The organism is Novipirellula methanifontis (assembly GCF_052161655.1).
GTDB lineage: Bacteria > Planctomycetota > Planctomycetia > Pirellulales > Pirellulaceae > Novipirellula.
This window is the reverse complement of record NZ_CP197418.1, coordinates 1,320,613-1,341,064: the sequence shown is the minus strand read 5'-3', so window position 1 is coordinate 1,341,064 and position 20,452 is coordinate 1,320,613. Positions and strand designations below refer to the sequence as shown.

The 20,452-nt window shown below is 52.6% G+C and carries 15 protein-coding genes; 5 read left to right on the top strand and 10 right to left on the bottom strand.

Translation table 11 applies throughout. The features are described 5' to 3' along the window. Positions 1-3: 3 nt before the first annotated feature. The 10 genes from hypD to SH528x_RS04615 all read right to left on the bottom strand — a co-directional run bounded on the left by hypD (position 4) and on the right by SH528x_RS04615 (position 7,084). The gene (hypD, locus tag SH528x_RS04660; protein ID WP_442509363.1) at positions 4-1,161 is read right to left on the bottom strand and encodes a hydrogenase formation protein HypD; all 1,158 of its coding nucleotides are present in this window, start codon (positions 1,159-1,161) and stop codon (positions 4-6) included. Further along, positions 1,158-1,433: a HypC/HybG/HupF family hydrogenase formation chaperone gene (locus SH528x_RS04655; RefSeq protein ID WP_442509362.1), complete on the bottom strand. Its 276-nt coding sequence runs from the start codon at positions 1,431-1,433 to the stop codon at positions 1,158-1,160. Before SH528x_RS04655 ends, hypD begins: the two co-directional genes overlap by 4 nt. A 101-nt stretch (positions 1,434-1,534) precedes the next feature. Continuing rightward, a complete protein-coding gene (gene hypF / locus SH528x_RS04650; RefSeq protein WP_442509361.1) occupies positions 1,535-4,006 on the bottom strand; it encodes a carbamoyltransferase HypF in 2,472 nt (823 codons plus the stop codon). Between the two features lie 31 nt (positions 4,007-4,037). After that, on the bottom strand, positions 4,038-4,550 hold the full coding sequence (locus SH528x_RS04645; RefSeq protein WP_442509360.1) for a ferritin: 513 nt from the start codon (positions 4,548-4,550) through the stop codon (positions 4,038-4,040). A gap of 115 nt (positions 4,551-4,665) precedes the next feature. Further along, entirely contained in the window at positions 4,666-4,875 is a 210-nt protein-coding gene (locus SH528x_RS04640; RefSeq protein WP_442509359.1) for a dodecin, read from the bottom strand. A 96-nt stretch (positions 4,876-4,971) separates the two neighbouring features. Then, on the bottom strand, positions 4,972-5,403 hold the full coding sequence (locus SH528x_RS04635) for a hypothetical protein (RefSeq protein WP_442509358.1): 432 nt from the start codon (positions 5,401-5,403) through the stop codon (positions 4,972-4,974). Positions 5,404-5,630: 227 nt separating this feature from the next. Next, a complete protein-coding gene (locus SH528x_RS04630) occupies positions 5,631-5,834 on the bottom strand; it encodes a CsbD family protein (protein ID WP_442509357.1) in 204 nt (67 codons plus the stop codon). A gap of 226 nt (positions 5,835-6,060) precedes the next feature. Next, a complete protein-coding gene (locus tag SH528x_RS04625; RefSeq protein ID WP_442509356.1) occupies positions 6,061-6,243 on the bottom strand; it encodes a hypothetical protein in 183 nt (60 codons plus the stop codon). A gap of 79 nt (positions 6,244-6,322) precedes the next feature. Then, positions 6,323-6,475 carry a DUF3309 family protein gene (locus SH528x_RS04620; protein ID WP_442509355.1) on the bottom strand — a complete coding sequence of 51 codons (153 nt, stop codon included), beginning with the start codon at positions 6,473-6,475 and terminating at the stop codon, positions 6,323-6,325. 138 nt (positions 6,476-6,613) lie between these two features. Further along, the gene (locus SH528x_RS04615; RefSeq protein ID WP_442509354.1) at positions 6,614-7,084 is read right to left on the bottom strand and encodes a PA2169 family four-helix-bundle protein; all 471 of its coding nucleotides are present in this window, start codon (positions 7,082-7,084) and stop codon (positions 6,614-6,616) included. Between the two features lie 374 nt (positions 7,085-7,458). On the opposite strand from SH528x_RS04615, the gene SH528x_RS04610 reads away from it, so the two are divergent. The 5 genes from SH528x_RS04610 (at position 7,459) to SH528x_RS04590 (ending at position 20,344) form a co-directional block, all read left to right on the top strand. Further along, entirely contained in the window at positions 7,459-8,244 is a 786-nt protein-coding gene (locus SH528x_RS04610) for an N-formylglutamate amidohydrolase (RefSeq protein ID WP_442509353.1), read from the top strand. Further along, complete coding sequence (locus tag SH528x_RS04605) at positions 8,241-10,199, top strand: flavohemoglobin expression-modulating QEGLA motif protein (protein WP_442509352.1); 1,959 nt, start codon at positions 8,241-8,243, stop codon at positions 10,197-10,199. The genes SH528x_RS04610 and SH528x_RS04605 overlap by 4 nt, the downstream gene beginning before the upstream one ends. Continuing rightward, positions 10,196-11,242: a glutathione synthetase gene (locus SH528x_RS04600; protein ID WP_442509351.1), complete on the top strand. Its 1,047-nt coding sequence runs from the start codon at positions 10,196-10,198 to the stop codon at positions 11,240-11,242. The genes SH528x_RS04605 and SH528x_RS04600 overlap by 4 nt, the downstream gene beginning before the upstream one ends. 179 nt (positions 11,243-11,421) lie before the next feature. Beyond that, positions 11,422-11,637 carry a MerR family transcriptional regulator gene (locus SH528x_RS04595; RefSeq protein ID WP_442509350.1) on the top strand — a complete coding sequence of 72 codons (216 nt, stop codon included), beginning with the start codon at positions 11,422-11,424 and terminating at the stop codon, positions 11,635-11,637. A gap of 115 nt (positions 11,638-11,752) precedes the next feature. Further along, complete coding sequence (locus SH528x_RS04590) at positions 11,753-20,344, top strand: PAS domain S-box protein (protein ID WP_442509349.1); 8,592 nt, start codon at positions 11,753-11,755, stop codon at positions 20,342-20,344. The last annotated feature ends 108 nt before the right edge of the window (positions 20,345-20,452 follow it).

Below are 20,452 nucleotides of genomic sequence, written 5' to 3'. Positions count from 1 at the left end.
TTGTCAATCAGTGGATATCGGAACGATTTCCGGTTCCGTGGGTACATTGGGAGACACGGGTAACTGGTGGCTTCGCAAAAAACGCCCGTAGTTGTAGTAGGCCGCGCAGGCTCCTTCGGACGAAACCATCGTCGCTCCCAAAGGATGCTCGGGCGTACATTCCTTACCGAACGCTGGACATTCATGTGGTTTGTGGATGCCTTGCAAAATCAGTCCGCTGATGCATTTGCTCGATTCCAACACCAGCATCTCGCTGACGGAAAAACGCTGTTCGGCGTCAAAGTGTTCGTACTCGGCTCGCAACCGATAGCCACTGCGGGGAATCGTGCCGATGCCACGCCATTTGCGATCGGTTACCTCAAACACTTCTTTGATCAGTCCTTGCGCCGCGCGGCTTCCCTCGCGTTGGACCGCGCGAGCGTATTGATTGTCGACACCGACTTTGCCTTGCTCGAGCATCCGCACACAGCGATAGATGCCTTCCAACAAATCGACAGGCTCAAACCCCGTCACCACAATGGGAATTTGATAGCGATCGGCTAACGGCTCGTATTCTTCGTAGCCCATCACCGAACAGACATGTCCGGCACCGAGGAAACCTTGAACCCGATTGGTCGGTGACGACAGAATCGTTTCCATCGCCGGTGGCACCAAAACGTGCGACACCAGTACGGCAAAATTATCGATCCCTCGTCTCTTGGCTTGCCAAACCGCCATCGCGTTAGCGGGCGACGTCGTTTCAAATCCGACTGCAAAAAAGACGACTGTTTGATCGGGATTTTGTTCGGCGATCTTCAAGCAATCCAGCGGCGAATAGACAATCCGCACGTCGCCGCCGCAGGCTTTGATGTCAAACAGATCACGACGACTGCCGGGGACTCGCAACATGTCACCAAACGAACAAAAAATAACGTCGTCGCGTGAAGCGATTTCAAGCGCCTTGTCGATCAATTCCAACGGCGTGACGCAGACGGGACAACCCGGACCGTGTACCAATTCGACTTCCTTCGGCAGCAGTTCATCAATGCCATAGCGAACGATCGTGTGCGTCTGGCCGCCACAAACCTCCATGATTGTCCAAGGCTTGGTGACGGCTTCGTTAATCGCCCGCAGCAGTTTTTTTGCCGCTGCGGCGTCTCGATATTCCTCTTGGAATTTCACGGCACAACCTCGACACTAGGGTCAGGTTCATCGGCGCTGAGCTCCTCAAGCTCATCCATGTGTAGCAGAAACTCAAAAACCTTTTCTGCTTCCGCTTCATCAATCACTTGCAAGGCGAAACCGACGTGTACGATGACATACTTGCCAACCTCGGCGTCCGGAGTCAGATTCAGACAGACCTGTTTGAAAACGCCGCCAAAGTCAACCTTTCCCATCAAGACATCATGCTCGATGAAAGTTTCGACGACCTTTCCAGGGATACCAAGACACATCAACTCGCTCTTGCTAAAATAATGTTGAGAAATCTAGCAGCGTCTAACGTATCACCTCGAAGCCAAAATTGCGTGATGTTAAATGCTGTTTTGCTACATTTTCAACGCAATGTTTTCGGTGACGAGAAGGGTGGCAATGTGTGTGCAGCGACAGCAATTTGACCAAGGCAGATGCCACCATCATTTGCTGGTACACGCTGGTGTGTGAAGACGCGAAGCCCCTTGGCTCGCAACTGCTCGGAAACGAGAACGCTTAAGAGCGTGTTCATAAAAACGCCACCGCTCAAAACGATTCGATCTACCGAACCCGAGTTCGCAAGTTGGACGCATGTTTGAACGGTGATCGCTGCCAACGTGTTATGAAAACGACGCGCTATCAACGTCTTGTCGACTTTGTTTTTGCAATCGGAAACAACGCCGCAAATAAGCGGTCGCGTATCGACCACTTCTTGCAAAACAGTCCGACCATCGATCCGTTCAGTGGAGTTCAATGGGTACGTTTCGTCACAGTCAACTTGTAACGCCAACGCTTCGAGCTCGATCGCAGCTTGCCCCTCGAAGTGGACGGTTTGACGGACACCTGTGATCGCTGCGACGGCATCAAATAATCGGCCAGCGCTAGATGTCCAAGGCGAGTTGAAGCCATGATCGATCATTTGCTGAACGACTCTAAATTCGTTGAGGCTAATGGCTTCGCTGCATTCGCTCCGCCACGCTTCGGCGTCGCAGTTCGCCATCATCAAATAACTCAATGCCACTCGCCATGGTTCCTTGGTTGCTTTGTCGGCACCGGGAAGCCGGATAGGAAGTAAGTGAGCAGCACGCTTAAACGATCGGTACCCCCCGACCAAAAACTCGCCTCCCCAGATTGTCTTATCGTTACCAAACCCGCTGCCGTCAAAGACCACCCCAATCACTTCACCTTCGATCCCGTGCTCGGCCATACAGCTAGCCAGATGCGCGTGATGATGTTGGACTGCCAATGCTAGCGTGGACTCTCGCTCAGCACGCTCGATCGCGTACGTGGTCGAGGCGTAATCAGGATGCGAATCATGGACTAGCGCACGTGGTGCAATTCCGAATAACTGCTCGTAGAGTCCAATGTCACGCTGAAAAGAATCCAATGCGGCCAAATCATCCAAGTCGCCCATGTGGTGACTCAAAAATGCATTCGACCCGCTAGCGAGTGCAAACACGTTTTTGAGTTGCCCACCGACCGCCAGCATCGGTTGCGGGCAACGGAACGGCAGCTTGATCGGCATCGGCGCACACCCTCGCGAGCGACGAATGGGCGATTCGCGGCCCGCGATCACGCGGATGACGGAGTCGTCACAACGGACACGGATCGGTCGATTGTGAACCAAGAACTGATCCGCGATGCCGCAGAGCCGTTCGGCCGCATCGGCATCCTCGTAGGCAATCGGCTCGTCGCTGCGATTACCGCTGGTCATCACTATGGGTTTGTCCCCGATGCTATCCAACAACAATTCATGCAGCGGACTGTAAGGCAGCATCACGCCAAGGAACGCATTACCAGGAGCAACCCCGTCACTAATTCCCGAAGCTTTACTGATGCCGACTGCATCGTTTCGTTTTCGCAAGCAGACGATCGGCCGCCGCGGCGATTGCAACAGCTGCTGTTCCGCTTCGTCGATCACACACCACTTTTCCGCTAGCCGACAGTCGCGAACCATGATGGCGAACGGTTTCTGCTCGCGATGCTTACGTTGGCGAAGTCGATTCACGGCCGCATCCTCACTGGCTAGACAGACCAGATGGTAACCCCCGATCCCTTTCAAGGCACCGATCTTGCCTTGCTTGATTGCCGCAACAAAACTCGACAATGGGTCCGCCGATTCGATTGGAACCGCGAACTCGTCGAGCAATTGCAGCTGCGGCCCACAATCGGGGCAAGCAATCGGTTGGGCGTGAAAACGCCGGTCCAAAGGATTTTGATACTCGTCACGACAGGCCGCGCACATTTCAAAGTTGGCCATCGTCGTATTCACGCGGTCGTATGGCGCACGATGGATGATCGTCAGGCGGGGACCACACTGGGTGCAGTTCAAAAACGGATAGCGGTAACGCCGGTCCGCGGGATCAAAGAGCTCACGCCGGCAATCCACACACATCGCCACATCGGGCGAAACAAAGACTTCAGTGCTCAGCGCCGATCGACTGTCAACAATCTGAAAGCGAGTGTCGTGACCTACCGGAATCGATTGCGATTGCAGCTGGTCAATTCGCGATAGAGCAGGAGCGTGTGACCGCAGCTGCTCGGTAAGAAGATCCAGTGCTGTGGCACTTCCTTCAGCTTCGATGTGAACTTCGCCCGATCGATTCTGGACAAAGCCAACGAGTTGCAACTGCGACGCGAGCGAGCAGACAAAGGGACGAAAGCCCACGCCTTGGACGATACCCGATACGGTGATCGCTCGCCGCTGCATTGGCCCCTCGATCGACTTCGTCGTATTACGCCCGCCGGAAGAATAGCTGGCGGCATTTTCCGTAGTGGACGAGGCAACGAGTCCTGTTTGGCTGAATGAAGCTGCAGGACTCGTTGCCTCGTCCACTACCGCCCGCCATTTATTGTTCCGAACGTCTTTAATGAGCCGTAGTGTCCATGGGCAAGTTTCGATCGCCAAGCATATTGTCGAAATCCAGAATTGCAGCTGGATCCGTGGCGACCATCTTGATACGAGCCAGGTTGGACCGAGCCGACTGCTCCTCTTCCACTTGCTCGGTGATGAACCATTGCAATTCCACCAAGGATGCAAACGCTTTCTGCTCCATAGCTAGCTGGAATAACGCATCGATACGTTCGGTGTTCTCTTTTTCTTGCTTGAGCGCCCACTCAAAAATCTCGACGATGGAGACAAATTCTTGGCGAGGCGGATCAACTTGAGTCAAGTTCACTTCGACATCGCGAGCGAGCAAGAAGTCATAGATCTTCATTGCATGGGTGTACTCTTCTTGAGCTTGAGCACGAAGCCAGCCGGCGCAGCCGGTCAATTGTTGACGATCGCACCATGCACTCATGGCCAGATAGGAATACCACGACCCCAATTCGCAAGAGAGTTGTTCGTTCAGGGCGTCAGTAACTTGGTGATTTGACATGGGACTTCACTTCAAAAATGAATAGGGATCGGTTTGGACATCGCCGTTTTCAATCCGCATCGTAACGCGCGACTTCGTGATTGGACTAGCTGGCATAGGCTGAGAACCGCTGGCGTTACTCGTTCAGCGTGAAACCGACCTTGATGGTCACTTGCCAATGCGACACTTTACCGTCGGCGATATCGCCACGGGTCTCGACGACTTCAAACCAACGAAGCCCCTTTACGGTTTTTGCGGCACGTTCAATGGCGCTATTGACGGCGTCTTCGATTGAGGTGGTAGAAGTCCCGGTTAATTCGATCTTTTTGTAGATATGGTTCGACATGGCGATTTCTCCGAGTGACATTGCTGGACCGTCACACCGCGGTGCGATGGAACCGAGTATAGCGTATTTCGAATCGCGAAATTAACCTAAATTTGCTCACCTCCGTAGAGAGTATGGTGGCCCGGGTAAGATGCGAACATGTCGCCCTGGAGCAATTCTTAGGCGTCGGTTGCCGAGCTGATGTTGGCCGCTTTCGGTGGCGAAGCGTCGCTCGGAGTTCTCGATTCCCAGCGAGCAAGATCCGCAAATTTCTTGGCCAGTTTCTCCGACATCGACGACAGGGCACCGCCGCGATGCATCGCACAATCTCGGCACTGTTCTTTGACTCGGTTTTTCAAAGTCGACTTGAAACGAGCGGTTCTTTTTCCCGGCATAACCGCTCATCAACAGCGACTTCAGCAAATTCTCGGCGCGGTCCATCCCCGCATCACTCTCGCCTGCCAACGATCGGCAACAGATTTTGGCGAGCTCGTTCAGATCGGCTTCGATTTCAGGGTTCGTTTCTTCGCTTGTTTTTGTCTCATTCATTTTCTTATCTCGTGGCGAGCTTGGTGGTGTTTTCTTTCAAGTGGGACATCGGTCCCGATTCACAGTGCGAACATTGTCACACTCCTTCCGTCATCCTTTTCGTCGTCACACTTCCCTATCTATCCCACAGACGCCCCGTCGACCTCTCGCTCCGTTTACACGGTCACAGAAATCGAGGGAGCGTCCCACTCGCTTAGCCCCGTCACGCTTCAGCAAGAGTCGCCATTCTAGCAATTGCAAGACGATTCAAATTGCTGCACTTGTCGTTCGGCCTCTTCTTTAGCAATGCCATAACGCTCCTGCACACGTCCGACTAATTCTTCGCGTTTGCCATCGACGCGATCCAGATCATCGTCGGTGAGATCGCCCCACTGCTGTTTGACCTGTCCCTTGGCCTGCTTCCATTTGCCTTGAATTTGATCCCAATTCATTTCAATATCTCCCGTTTTTGAGTTTCACTAAAACCTGCCCGACTCGGGCGTATCCATTAGACGATACAAGTGCATTTGCTGGGCCAAACACCACATCCATCCGATTGCACCTGCATCGGCTCGAACGACAGCGATATCGCCACAACGCAAAAAGGGCAGCATCCCTGGCTGGGCATGCTGCCGATGAGTTTTCTTGTACTAATTTCGTTTCAACTTCCGCTGAACTCTACTCGTCCACGTCGACGGTGATTTTCCCCGTGTCGAGAGACCGCTCGACTTCGACGCCACCGTCGGGTGTATCGACGTCCAACAGCGTTTCTTTGTTTTCACATCCGACGATCGCGAATGCAGCAAGCAGTGTCCCGGCAACGAACAGGAACCGCATCGAAAGAGCAAGAGATTTCATCATTGACCTGGTAAATTGATTTTCAAAGGAAGCAAGACTCGATGTGGTCTCAACAAACAGGATGGCCTCAACAGACAGGCCCTTACACATACCCCATCAACAGCAACACCAAAACGATGACGACAATCACCGTTAGCGCTCCGCTAGGGGCGTAACCCCAACTTCGGGAGTGCGGCCACGTTGGCAGCGCCCCCAAAAGCAACAAGATCAAAAGAATAATCAGAATGGTGTACATCAAGATTCTCCGTTTGGCACTGTAGCCAAAATTCTGAACAGCATGCTCCGCTGCTCCAGGGACAATAAAATTTGAACTACATGCCAGACAACGGAACCGTTAACTTACGGTGTCATTGTCGATGACGGACTCCATCGCCTATTTATTCTTGTACGCGTCACGCAGATCGCGAACCTTATCATGACCTGCTTTGACGACCGAGTATTGTGCTAACAACACATCGTTCATCGCACTGCCCGCAGTGTCCTTAAGCACGTCCTCGTAAGCGTTCTTGATATGATCTTCGCCGCGTTCGGCTTCGATCAGAATGACATAGGGATCGCCCCCATTTAGCTTGCTGCGGACATTGATCCACGCGCGGTGCACACCGGCACTGGCTGAACCATCGTCTTCCGCCTCCTCGCCATTCCACTCAACATAATTTTGCAACTCCGTTGCAAGTGCCGATCGCTCATTGGCAATCTCGCGGAACAGTGTCGCAAGCTTCTTATCACTGAGCTCTTCCGCCGACTCTCGAAATCCATCATAGGAATCAATATTTGCACGGATCAGCTTTTGAAGTTTCTTGACAGTGGCTTCGTTGAGGCTTTGCTTTGTTTCGAGACTCATAGCAGACTCCGGTTAGAGGTTATTTATTTCTGATAGACGCATCAATTGATAAGACGCCATGGTTGCGACAACCGCGGATCGCGGGTCGTCAATCCAACAACACTCAATAAGGCAAACGGTGTGCCGACGCCGATTTTGCCTCTAAATCGAGGGGCAATTCACTCGTTTTGAACGCAAAGCTGCCAGCTTGATTTAACAGCAGGCAGCGGAGTCGAGCAAAACAAGGCAAAAAGCCCGCTAAACCATTCTTCGTCGCCACCTAGTCGGAGTGCGTGCGCCGAGATTTTTGCGAGTGGTACACAATTTGCCATTTTCGCAATTACGAACATTTGTTTCGGTTCCTCGTTTCTCGTCAAAGGAAGGGAGCTCTACACGTGGCACTTCAACCTCACTGCATCTTCCAACGAGGATCCAGTCCCATCGTTGCAGCGGCGGTTCACAACGGGCATGACACTCGTCGGAGTGTTGAGCAGCGGTTGGCGATCGACGAAGACGAACAGCAACGAGAAGAAGACCCAATCACGGGCGAATGGACGCAAATCGCCAAGACTCAAATTGTTGGTCTGCGGTCACGTTTCGAAGTGGACCTTAATCGGCCGCGTGACAAGGCGGTCTACGAAACGCCCGCCGATGCGTGGGGGATGGAGGTCTGGGACACGCCACCGGATCCCAAAATGATCGAAGCATCGCTGCGTGAATACGACGAGTTTTACCAAGACGTCGAAGACTTACTGCGTGATCTGATCGAAGAGCATGGCCGCGTCGTCGTCTATGACTTGCACACTTACAACCATCGTCGCGAAGGAGCGGACGCACCGCCCGCAGACCCACGTAAAAACCCCGAAGTCAACATCGGCACCGGGACAATGGATCGTAAATTTTGGGCACCGGTCGTCGACCAGTTTATCAGCGAACTGCGTAAGTACGACTTTCACGGCCGCCACTTGGATGTCCGCGAAAACGTCAAGTTCCAAGGTGGCCATTTCGGCGAGTGGATTCATAAAACCTTTCCCAAACAAGCTTGCTCGATTGCGATCGAGTTTAAGAAATTCTTCATGGATGAATGGGAAGGCGAAGTCAACCCCGACGAGGTCGACTGTATCTACAAGGCGTTAGAGTCAACATTGCCGGGCGTCCAAACCGCATTGAGACAACTGTGAAACAATCCAGCACGCCACATCAAGACAATCGCGATCCAGTCGAATCTGAGTTCGATGCGATCACGGATGCCGCATGCGCTCGGCTGTCAAAAAATGAACGGGTACGACGGTCGCTGCCAGGGGATGGGCGTCTAAAATTCGATCGCCAGCTTCCATTTTTGTGTGTTTATCGCTCGCCGGTCGATCGCGAAGACGCGGGGACGCGTGAATTGGTAACCACGGAGGCGGCATATCTGTTTGCGTCTGCCGATCCGCAATATCACACAGGGCTAACGACGTTGACGACAGCCATTCGCGGCGTCATGCAGGAACACTTTGGCACGTTCCTGTTCGTTGAAATATGGAGTTCCGACGCCCTGAACGCCGGGCAACCCTCGCGTCCGGGCTTCGAAATTGTCTCACCTGATTTGGACGCATTGCCGTCGACCATCGAAGTGCTGCGGAATTCGCTCAAAGAAATTTCAGTGCACGGACGCCGAGGCACCGTCGTGGAGCGAAGCGACAATATTGTCGGACCGCCCAACACCCAATCGCTCGCCCCGCAGTGCTCCAGCGACGCCGATGCGGGTTGCTGCACGATCGGTATCGCGGTGAAACCGGTGTATCGCGATTCTCGCAACGGCTCGCTCTATCCCGTCGTCTTGCAATCGTTTCGACGTCAATTGGCGACAGCCCTGCGCAAGATGATTGCGGAATTCACGGGCAGCCAAAACCAATCGACCAAGGTTCACTTCGAATCACTAGGGCCATCCTCGCTGGTCAAAGCCACCCGATTAATCGACCAACAGCTCTGCAGCGTCTCCGAATCGTTCGACTTTTTGTTGCAAGTCACGCCGACCAATGCGGACGAAGCTTGGCAGCAATTTCGCGACAATCACTATCGCGAGCTACCGACGCTGTATTACCGCCCGTTGCCATACCACCCGAACGTGCTCAAACGTCGCCTGTTCGACATTGAAATTGAACGTGTCGAAGATCCAACATTGGCTCTTCTGTTCTGGGAAAAGCAAAATGAGGTGGATCGGCAGTTGACTGCTTTGCGAGATCTCGACCAACCCGAAACGTCAAAGCCTTTGTCGCATCCCTCGTCGTTTTTGAGCACCAGTCTGCAATTGTATGGTCGCCCCGAAGACGCCCTGATCACGCTGGCCACAGACATCCTACGAACGATCCCGCCCAACCCAAAACCTAAATCGAAATCGGCTCGCTGCATCACCAGCAGCGAAATCATTCAACGAGCGCATGATGAAATCGACTACTACCACACCAAAATGAACGAGTTCACTGCGACCGTACAGATATCAGATTCAATCGCCTCGGGAATCATGGTATCGCAAGGCCGGTTGCTAATCTCAAGCAAGATTAAACTCGCGGCGAAACGAGTGGAATCGTTATTGCATCACGAGATCGGCACCCATCTGCTGACGTATTTCAATGGTCGCTGTCAACCGTTTCAACAATTGTACGCGGGGTTGGCGGGCTACGAAGAATTGCAGGAAGGCTTGGCCGTGTTGGCTGAATACTTGTGCGGTGGGTTGACCAAACGACGATTGCGAACTCTGGCCGCACGAGTGATTGCAGTCGATTCAATGACCGCCGGAAACTCGTTTGTGGAAACGTTCCGCTTGCTCCACAAAAAACACCGTTTTGCTCCGCACACCTCCTTCACCACCACCCTTCGAGTGTATCGGGGCGGAGGCTACACCAAGGATCTGATCTATCTGCGTGGGCTGCGTGATTTGCTCGATTACTTGGCGACGGGGCACGAAATTGAACCGTTGTACGTGGGCAAGATTGGTTTGCAACACGTGCCGTACGTACAAGAACTGCGGCGACGCGGAATCATTACTCCTCCACGCATTTTACCTCGTTTCTGGAACGACACTCGCATCCGTGATCGGCTCGAAGCCTGTCGGGGCAAGTCGGTCCTTGATCTTATGGAGACCGACCGATGAAGATTGGATTTGTAGTAAATGACGTAATGACCGAACAAGCCGCGTACACGACGACGCGGCTAGCGATGACCGCCGTGAACATGGGACATCAAGCCTACACGCTCGGCGTGGGTGATTTTGTATACGCACCCGATGGAGCCATTCACGCGTCCGCCCGCACGGTCAATGGGGAACGTTATGAATCCCTCGAAGATTTTATCGGTGAACTGCAGGATAAAGAATCCGACAGTGTGACGATATCGCTTGACGACCTCGACGTCCTGCTACTTCGGAACGACCCATCGGACGACGCGGCAGAGCGTTCATGGGCTCAAACTAGTGGCATCTTGTTTGGACAACTCGCTGCGGCGCGAGGGGTGATCGTCTTGAACGATCCCGAAAATCTAGCCAATGCGATCAACAAAACTTACTTCCAGCATTTTCCCGAAGAAGTCCGCCCTAAAACCTGCATCAGTCGTGACGTCAAACAGATCAATTCGTTTATTGAATCGCAAAACGGCAAAGTGGTAATCAAACCACTGCAGGGTTCCGGTGGTCAAAGCGTGTTTCTGATCAATGAAGACGAAAAAGCAAACCGCAACCAAATGATCGAAGCGGTGCTACGTGATGGTTACTGCATCGTCCAAGAGTATTTGCCAGCTGCGGTCGATGGCGATGTCCGACTGTTTGTGATGAATGGACGCCCGCTATGGCACGAAGGCTCGTATGCCGCATTTCGCCGAGTCAACAAAACGGGCGACGCGAGGAGCAATATGCACTCGGGAGGCAAGAGCGAGGCAGCCGAAGTGACCGACCAAATGCTTGAATTGGTCGAAATGGTGCGTCCCAAACTCGTCCGCGATGGCATGTTCTTAGTCGGTCTGGATATCGTCGACGACAAGTTGATGGAAATCAACGTGTTTAGCCCTGGCGGACTCGGCAGCAGCCAACACTTGACGGGAGTCGACTTCACCGTCGCCATCATCCGCGATTTACAACGCAAAGTCCGATACAAGCAATATTACGGATCCCGCATCCGAAATCTCGATCTTGCGACGCTGTAATCGGAGGGTCTTTCCCCTTACCGCGTAATCACGCCCAATCATTTGCACTCCAATCCGTTGGAAATCGAGGTATTCGATGACGAAATCAACGGAAAAAGCCGGGGGGAATTGACGAAAACCACTTCGCTGCCTTCAATTTGATAACGCTTCAATGTTTGTAAGGTTTGGAAGGTGGTGAAATGGGTGTCAAATCAATGGTGGGCAAGCTCGACGGGCTGCTTCGCGTAGGCGAAGCGGCCGAGTACCTGAGCGTGACGTCGGAAACGCTACGAAACTGGGATAAATCCGGCCGACTCGTACCGACACGGCATCCGGTAACTGGGTATCGGTATTACCGGCGAGAGGACCTCGACGCGTTTCTCGCAGCCATCATCGCCAAACGTGGGCACGAGTGAAATTCATCAGGCACGGCGGAGTCGCCGAACACAAATGGGATCATACCGATGATCTTGATCAGCAAAGCACAGACGGGGCGGCGGCAATTGTTAGTCGCTGGCAAGGAACAGGCGTATGAATCGAGACACAAGTTTTGGCCAAAATCATGTTGGCGTCCACGCACCATTGATCGTGGGCGTGGGGGCGTCCGCAGGCGGTCTCGAAGCCTTTCAGGAACTGTTGTCAGCCATGGGCGACAGCCCCGGTGTCGCCGTTGTTTTTGTTCAGCACCTTGATCCTCAAAGCAAGTCGTTGTTAGGCGAGTTGGTTTCGAAATCGACGTCGATGAAGGTGATCGACGTCGCGGATCGAACACCACTGGTTGCCAACACGGTTTACATCAGTCCGCCTCAGAAGTTGATAGAACTTCACAGCGGCGAGCTTCGCGTCCTGCATTCTCAGAAAGAAATTCGACGCACATCGACGATTGACCACTTTTTCCATTCAATTGCCGAAGACCAACAGGACCGCGGACTTGGCGTGATCTTGTCGGGCACCGGCAGCGATGGAACGTTGGGCTTAAAAGCGATCAGCGATCGTGGAGGGCTGACCTTCGCTCAAGACCTCGATTCCGCCAAGTACGATTCGATGCCGAACAGTGCTGCGACGACGGGGGTGGCGGACCATATCATGCCTCCGTGTGAAATGGCCGCAGAGATACAGCGATATGCTCTACACCTAGCGAATCAAGTCGATTCGACTTCGGCGGTTCGTTTTCAGGAGCAGATTGAAGCCGCGATTCCGCAGATAGCGGAATTGCTGATGAAATCGACATCTCACAATTTCCAGCATTACAAAACCACCACGCTCCGCCGCCGTATTCAACGGCGAATGCAACTACTAAAAATTGCGGCAGCGACCGACTACATCGACTATGTGAAGCAACACGAGAACGAGGTTCAAGCATTATTCCGTGACCTGCTGATTGGCGTCACTGCGTTCTTTCGTGACCCCGAGACCTTTGAAGTTTTGCGTAGTCAAGTCCTAGCAAAGATCTTCGAAAATCGGGCCCCCAATGACGATGTGCGAATCTGGGTTGCCGGATGCGCGAACGGGGCGGAAGCCTACACGATGGCGATGCTATGCCGCGAAGTAATGGACAATATCCAATCGTCTCCCAAGGTACAAATATTCGCCACCGATATCGACGAACGTTCGATCGCCATTGCACGTGCTGGCGTGTACCCGCTTGGAGTCGAAGACCAGATCAGCCCTGAACGGCTGACACGTTTCTTTGTCAAACAAGGAAAAAAGTATCATGTATTAAAAGAGATTCGTGAGCTCGTCCTGTTTTCAAACCACAATTTGATTAGCGATCCCCCGTTTTCGCGTCTAGACCTGATCTCATGTCGCAATCTATTGATCTATCTTGGACCGCATCTACAGAAAAAACTGATTCCGCTGTTTCATTATGCACTGCGGCCTTCGGGCTATCTGTTTCTAGGGCCGAGCGAGAGTATCACATCGCATGGAGAATTGTTTCGTGCGGTCGATGCAAAATCACGCATTTCACAACGCAAAGGAACCGCGATTGGTTCAGCAACCAGCACCTCCTTCCAGCCGCGAACCACATCGCAGCGTCAAGAAGCAACGACACCGGACGCCTCCGTCGACTTGACGGATATGATGCAAAGAATTGCGTTGGATGAATTCACCCCGAAAACGGCGGTGATTGACAATTCAGGAAAAGTGCTTACCTCGTCGCCCAACATCAAAAAGTATTTGAACCTGACCTCGGGGCCGTTTGAAAATAACATCGTCAAGATGGCAGCAAGTGGCTTGCAAATTGGTTTACGGGCGACGATTGCAGAGGCTAAGAGGACGAGTCGCCGCGTTCAGCATGAAAACTTGTCGCTACGCGAAGGCGATCAAGTGCAGCGAGTCATGTTGACAGTCCAACCCATGCCTCGCTTAGGCGAAGAAGCTCCGTTATTCCTCGTCGTCTTTCACGACATCGGCTTGCCGATTAACCGTGACGCGATCCAAGAACCTACGAACCACACTCACCACGATTCCGATGCAATCATCTTGCAGATTGAAAGCGAATTGGAGTCCACTCGCAGTGATCTTGAACTGACGATGCAGGACATGGAAGCCGCCAACGAAGAGCTGAAATCGTCTAACGAAGAACTATTGTCGATGAACGAAGAGTTGCACTCGGCGAACGAAGAACTCGAAACATCACGAGAGGAAATTCGCTTAAGCCGAGACACCGTTGCAAATGTCAATAGCGATCTCGAGAATCTGTTCCGCAGCACCCAGTTAGCCACCATCTGTTTAGATGCGAATAAGCACACGATTTGGTACTCTCCCGCAGCGACCCAGATCTATCGTCTGATTAACACGGATATCGGTCGCCCGCTAAGCGACATCTCACATACCGTCATCGAGATGCCTGCGATCCCGGAAAGCGAAGAACTTCTACACGAAAACGCCCGAATCGAACATGAGGTCCGAACGAACGATGGCCGCTGGTTCTTGAGACGCGTTCTACCCTACATGCGTGGCGAAAAAGCCGATGGAACAATCTTAACGTTCATCGACATCACGCTGCAAAAACAGTCATCGATTCGGATGGCCACCGAACATCAAGTGATCCGACTGCTCGCCGATGCCGATTCATTTGCATCAGTGGTTCCGCTGGTAATGAAGACCATTCGCGAAACGTTAAGTGCCGATTTGTGTGCGATTTGGCTGCCTGATGCTCATCATCAAGTGCTTCAGTGTGCCGATATTTCGGTGGGGAACAACGATACCGTGATGGAGCAGTTTGCGGCAAGGAATCAGGAATTCCAATTCGCCAAAGGCTCGGGATTACCCGGCCGGGTTTGGGAATCACTCACTGCGCAATCGATTGACAACTTGGAACAAGACAGCAATTTTTCTCGCAAGCATGCCACATCCGCCGGATTGACTCACGCAATGGCGATGCCGATTATTGTGGGGACTGATTTCTATGGCGTGATCGAAATTTTCTCTAGACGACGGGGACAATATGAACAGCCGTATTTGTCGATGTTGCAATCGGTTGGCATCGAATTGGGACAGTTCATTCGTCACACCCAAGCCGATGCCAACCTGCGTGACGAGGAAGCTCGCAAGTCCGCAATCCTAGCCTCGGCGTTGGATTCGATTATTACGATGGACGTCAATGGACGGATCGTCGACTTCAATCCAGCTGCCGAAAAAACATTTGGCTACAAACAACAAGATGTAAAGGGACGACTGCTCGCGGAAACCATTATTCCCGAACAATACCGCGAAGCGCACAACCGTGGATTGGAACGCTATCTGAAATCGGGTGAATCCAATGTGATCGGACACCGAATCGAACTGACGGGCCAACGTGCCAATGGAGAGCAGTTCCCTGTTGAATTGGCAATCAACGCCACAAAAACACGTGACGGATCGCCTTTCTTTACCGCCTACCTTCGCGACATCACCGAGCATAAACAATTTGTACAGACAATCTTTGATCGGGATGAACGAATCGTTGCATTGTTGAACTCCACTGCCGAAGGCATTTACGGCATCAACCCCGAGGGGGTCTGTACGTTCGCCAATGCGTCGAGTGCAAAATTGCTGGGGTATGACGATCCCGAAGATCTCGTCGGCAAACAAATGCACGAACTCATTCACCATATGCGACGCGATGGAAGCCGATGTGACAATATTGAGTGCCCGATCTACGAAGCATTCCGTGTCGGTGCACAGGTCCATGTCGACGACGATATCTTCTGGCGTGCTGACGGAACTTCGCTTGATGTCGAATATTGGTCCTACCCGATGATCCGTGAAGGCGAGACCATCGGTTGTGTGGTCACTTTTCTCGATGTGACGGATCGCAAAGAGGCCGAGCGGGTTGTTGCCAGACAAAAAGAAGGTCTCGAACTGTCATTCCGCGCCGGCCGTCTTGGTTCTTGGCAGTGGCACATCTCCGAAGATCGGGTCACTTGGTCTGATCACCTCTACGAGTTACTTGGCTACACCAAGGAACAATTTGTCGGCACGCGGGAAGGCTTCATGCAAGTCATCCATCCCGAGGACCGCGAATTAGTTCAGCAGCGAAACGATGACGCGTTCACCGGCCGTTGCAAAGAATTTGAGATGGAATTCCGTGTCATCCGCGGTGATGACCAACGCATCATTTGGACCTATGGCCGGGGGGTGATTGAGCGTGATGCTCAAGGCAATCCGTTGTCGATCATTGCGGTGGCAAGCGACATCAGCGAACGAAAGAAAACGGAACTCGAAATGATTCAACGAGAGCGGACGCTTTCGTTGGCACTGGATGCGGGCCGAATGGGCAGTTGGGTTTGGGACATCCCCAAAAAACAAATCACATGGTCCGATCGCCTGCATGCCATGTACGGCTACGACAAAAGCGAATTTAAGGGCACGCCCGAGGGGTTCCTCGAAATTGTGATTCCCGAAGATCACGCAGTTGTACAACAAGTGATTGACTCTGTGCTGCACTCGAACTCGGAGCGAGAAGAATTCGAGTGCCGCTGCATACGCGGAACCGATGGGCGAATCATTTGGTCTCAGGTCCACGGCGTCGTGGACCGAGACGAGCATGGGAATGCGCTGCGAATCACCGGTTTTGCCGTTGATGTCACCGAACGCAAGACACGCGAGCTGAACCTAGCATTTCTTGCGGATCTGCAATACGCGTTCGTCAACCCGTTGTCAGCCGACGAGATCATCGAACAAGCCTGTTTGCGAATTACCGAATACTTGGATTTGTCGCGATGTACGCTGGCTGAAATCGATGAGCAAGACGAAACGGCGGACGTGTTTTACGAATATGTAACGGAGGAAGATCTTCCTAGCCTAACCGGAGTTCATGGCCTCGCTGATTTTCATGACGATCAAGAGCGAGCGACTCTTTTAGCTGGCCATCCGATCGCTATTGATGACTGCCAAAGTCCGTCACGTCCGGTCGCCTTGGCTGCTCGTTTTAGCTCCTTCCAAATCGGTTCGATGTTCAATGCAACCTACATCAGCGACCGACGTTTGAAATTCGTTTTGTCAGCAATACGGAGCGAACCTCATCAATGGCAAGAGGATGAAAAGGAGTTTTTACAAGAGTTTACAACACGTGTTTACGCACGTCTTGAACGTGCTCGTGCCGAAGACGCACTACGTGAAAGCGAAGAATTCAATCGAACGATCATCGAGAGCAGTCCCGACTGTATCAAAGTCCTCGACTTGGACGGTCGCATGTTGACGATGAACTCCGCTGGGATTGCCTCATTCGAAATTGCAGATTTCGAGAAGTTCCGAGGCGAGCACTGGGAATCGTTGTGGCCCGCAGAAAGTCAGCCAAGCGTACGCCAAGCTCTAAGCGACGCGATTGCGGGGGAGACGGGCAGTTTCCAAGCGTTCTGCCCAACCGCCAACGGCACGCCAAAGTGGTGGGACGTGATCGTGACCTCGGTGCGTGGTCTATCGGAGCAAATTAAATTTTTGGTCGCGGTTTCCCGAGACATTACCGAGCGAAAACGTTGGGAACTAGAGCTCGCCGACCGCGAAGCTCACCTGCGTCGGGTGATCAATAACCAACTGGGGCTTGTCGGTGTCATCGGACTTGATGGCAAGTTATTGGAAGTAGACGATCGTTCAATGAGCATCGCAGGACTGACTCGCGAGGACGTGATTGGCAAACACTTTGCCGAGTGCCCGTGGTGGACTTACGATGACGTGGTTGCCAATCAAATGCGTGACGCCATGAATCGCGCGTTCGCGGGTGAAACCGTGCGATTCGATGTCGGATTGTATTCCAAGGAAGGCGATCCGTTGATGATCGATTTCATGATGGCTCCGGTTCGGGCCGCCAATGGCAATATCGAATACCTGATCCCTTCGGGCGTTGACATCAGTGATCGCTATGCGGCGCAGATGCGATTAATCGAAAGCGAACGCCGCATCTCGATGGCCCTCAAAGCGGGCGCGATGGCCGCCTGGGAATGGAGCGAAGAGAAGAGCGTGTGGGAAGACTCGCTTTTTCAACTTCTGGGTATCCCGCGGCAAGAAGATCCATCGTCGGAACTATTCTTCCAAAGTGTTCATCCCGATGACCTTCCTGCACTCAAATCGGTGTGGAAACAGGCGACCGAGAAAGGTGACAACTACGAAACCGAATTCCGAATCATTCGCCCCGACGGCAAGGTGATCTGGTTGGCTGCGGTCGGCACGATCATTCGTGATGAACATGAAAATATCACGCGGATCCATGGTCTGAACTGGGACATAACTGACAAAAAGGAATCTGAGCGACGTATTCTCGCCAGCGAAGAGCGTCTGCGTTTGGCACTCAGTGCTGCGGAGTTGAAACTTTGGCAATGGCACGTCAATGCCGACAAATTCTATCGCTCTGGCGAATTGGGAAAACAATCGGGATTAGAGTCCGCCAAACCGATTGGGGGATTAACTGAATTTCTAGACCTAGTCCATCCCGATGAACGCAATCACGTCGAACAGACGCTGCGTCATAGCTTGGAAACGGGCACACCGTATCGTTGTGAATACCGCATCCGGCGTTCGCCCAAGGCTTATCGCTGGGTGATGTCGTTGGCCCATCTTTCGATCAAGGACAGCGATTCACCGCTTCAGATGATCGGAGTCGAGTTGGATATTACAACCCGGCGTGAATCAGAAGAAGCGATCAAATTGGCACTCGAAAACTACGAAAGTAGCAATACAAAACTGCAGGGCATTTTCGATGTCACCTCGATCTTTGTCGGCGTCATCGATCTTGAAGGCAACGTCAGCGAAGTCAACGAAACAGCCACTGTGGGATGTGGCTACACGCGCGATCAAGTCATTGGCAAGAAATTCTGGGAGTGTCCGTGGTGGCGTCGATCGGCGAAGGTCCAGGCCACAATTCGCGAGTCGGCCCAGCGAGCTGCCGAAGGCGAAACCCTCGAAATGGAACTGGATTACTGGATCGCCGACGGCTCCAAACGCACCGTTCAATTTCGGATTGCCCCGGCAAGGAACGAAAAAGGCGAGGTCGCATTCGTGGTACCTAGCGGCGTGGACATCACCGAACGAAAGCGAAATGAGCGAGAAATCCGGCTCAGCGCCCAACGTCTCGGTGTCGCAGCGAAAGCGGCCGGTTTTGGTATGTTGCACGTCGATTTGCGCACTCAAAAGGTCATGTTTTCGCCTGAGTTCAAACGAATCGTCGGCTATCCCGAGGATCACACGTTCCAGATCGAGATGAGCCAAACGCCCTCGTTTGTCTATCCTGACGACGTTGCTGCGTACCAGGAATATTTCCAGCAAGCTTCGCATGCGCGTCGCAAACTGATGACACCGCTGGACCTTCGCATCACTCGTCTTGACGGTCAACTTCGTTGGGTGCGTTTGCAAACCAAAACGCTGTGGACCAAAGGTAGCGAAGGCCAGAAGCGACCATCTCAAATCATCGGCACGCTGCTGGACATCACCAATCAGCACGAGTTCGAACAGTCCCTTAAAGAAGCACGTGAACAGGCTGTCGCAGCGAACGAGTCGAAGAGTGCTTTTTTGGCGAACATGAGTCACGAAATCCGCACCCCAATGACTGCGATCCTGGGCTATGCCGACTTGATTGCCGAAAAGGTCAATGATGACGAGACGCTATCGCACGTTCGCACGATCCGGCACAACGGTGGATTTTTGCTGGATATCATTAACGACATCCTCGACCTGTCAAAAATCGAAGCGGGCAAATTTGAAATCAGCCAACAACGGTTCGCTCCGAACCATTTGGTCGAAGATGTTCGTTCGATCATGGAAGTCCGTGCGACCGAGAGCAATCTTGAACTTGATGTTGAATATCACGGAAAAATTCCTGCGGAAATCACTTCCGATCCCAAACGTCTGAAACAAGTCCTGATCAACTTGGTCGGAAATGCGATCAAATTTACCCCCGAGGGAATGGTTAAAATTATCGTCCGCTATGTCGACGACCATCGTGAGGACGGAATGCTTTGCTTTGAGATTGTTGACACAGGCATCGGGATGAGCACGCAACAACAGCAACGTTTGTTCCAACCGTTTTCGCAGGGAGATGGCAACGTCAATCGCGAGTTTGGCGGCACGGGACTCGGGTTGGCGATCAGTAAACGGTTGACCGAGATGTTGGGCGGCGAAATCTCGGTCGAGAGCGAATTGAGCAAAGGCAGCAAGTTTACTGTGAAGATTGCCACGGGTGATATTGCTGATGTACAAATGATCCAGCCCAAACTGACGATCGAACCACAACCTAACGAGACGCCATCAGAACCCGTCAAATTAAACTGCCATGTCTTGGTGGTCGACGACCGACGCGACATTCGTTTTCTCAGCAAATCGTTGCTGAAAAAAGCGGGTGCGAAGGTCAACGAAGCCGAAGACGGAGAAGTCGCGATCCGAATGGTCGAAGAGATGATCAGCCAAGGACGATCCTATGACCTAATCCTGCTGGACATGCAGATGCCCCGACTCGATGGATATCAAACCGCCGAACAACTTCGCAAACTCGGATTTAATGGTCCGATCATCGCCCTGACTGCAGATGCAATGCAGGGAGATATGACCCGCTGTATCGAAAGCGGCTGCAACGATTACCTGAGCAAGCCGATCAACGTCGAGTTGCTGACCCAAATGGTGCATCGATTTACCACCGCAGCTCAATAAAAATTTAATTTGCGGTATGCGGAATGCAGCTTGCTGATCCGCCGATTCTAAAAACAGCGATGCGGTCGTGAAAAGCAAACTCCGCGAACTATAATGGTCCCTTCCACC

What these genes read in the sequence shown, in the direction of transcription:
- SH528x_RS04640 (WP_442509359.1), bottom strand. Translation starts at nt 4,875, where the DNA reads ATGTCGAACCATATCTACAAAAAGATCGAATTAACCGGGACTTCTACC.
- SH528x_RS04615 (WP_442509354.1), bottom strand. Translation starts at nt 7,084, where the DNA reads ATGAGTCTCGAAACAAAGCAAAGCCTCAACGAAGCCACTGTCAAGAAA.
- SH528x_RS04635 (WP_442509358.1), bottom strand. Translation starts at nt 5,403, where the DNA reads ATGAATGAGACAAAAACAAGCGAAGAAACGAACCCTGAAATCGAAGCC.
- SH528x_RS04645 (WP_442509360.1), bottom strand. Translation starts at nt 4,550, where the DNA reads ATGTCAAATCACCAAGTTACTGACGCCCTGAACGAACAACTCTCTTGC.
- SH528x_RS04590 (WP_442509349.1), top strand. Translation starts at nt 11,753, where the DNA reads ATGAATCGAGACACAAGTTTTGGCCAAAATCATGTTGGCGTCCACGCA.
- SH528x_RS04595 (WP_442509350.1), top strand. Translation starts at nt 11,422, where the DNA reads ATGGGTGTCAAATCAATGGTGGGCAAGCTCGACGGGCTGCTTCGCGTA.
- SH528x_RS04625 (WP_442509356.1), bottom strand. Translation starts at nt 6,243, where the DNA reads ATGATGAAATCTCTTGCTCTTTCGATGCGGTTCCTGTTCGTTGCCGGG.
- SH528x_RS04600 (WP_442509351.1), top strand. Translation starts at nt 10,196, where the DNA reads ATGAAGATTGGATTTGTAGTAAATGACGTAATGACCGAACAAGCCGCG.
- SH528x_RS04655 (WP_442509362.1), bottom strand. Translation starts at nt 1,433, where the DNA reads ATGTGTCTTGGTATCCCTGGAAAGGTCGTCGAAACTTTCATCGAGCAT.
- SH528x_RS04620 (WP_442509355.1), bottom strand. Translation starts at nt 6,475, where the DNA reads ATGTACACCATTCTGATTATTCTTTTGATCTTGTTGCTTTTGGGGGCG.
- SH528x_RS04630 (WP_442509357.1), bottom strand. Translation starts at nt 5,834, where the DNA reads ATGAATTGGGATCAAATTCAAGGCAAATGGAAGCAGGCCAAGGGACAG.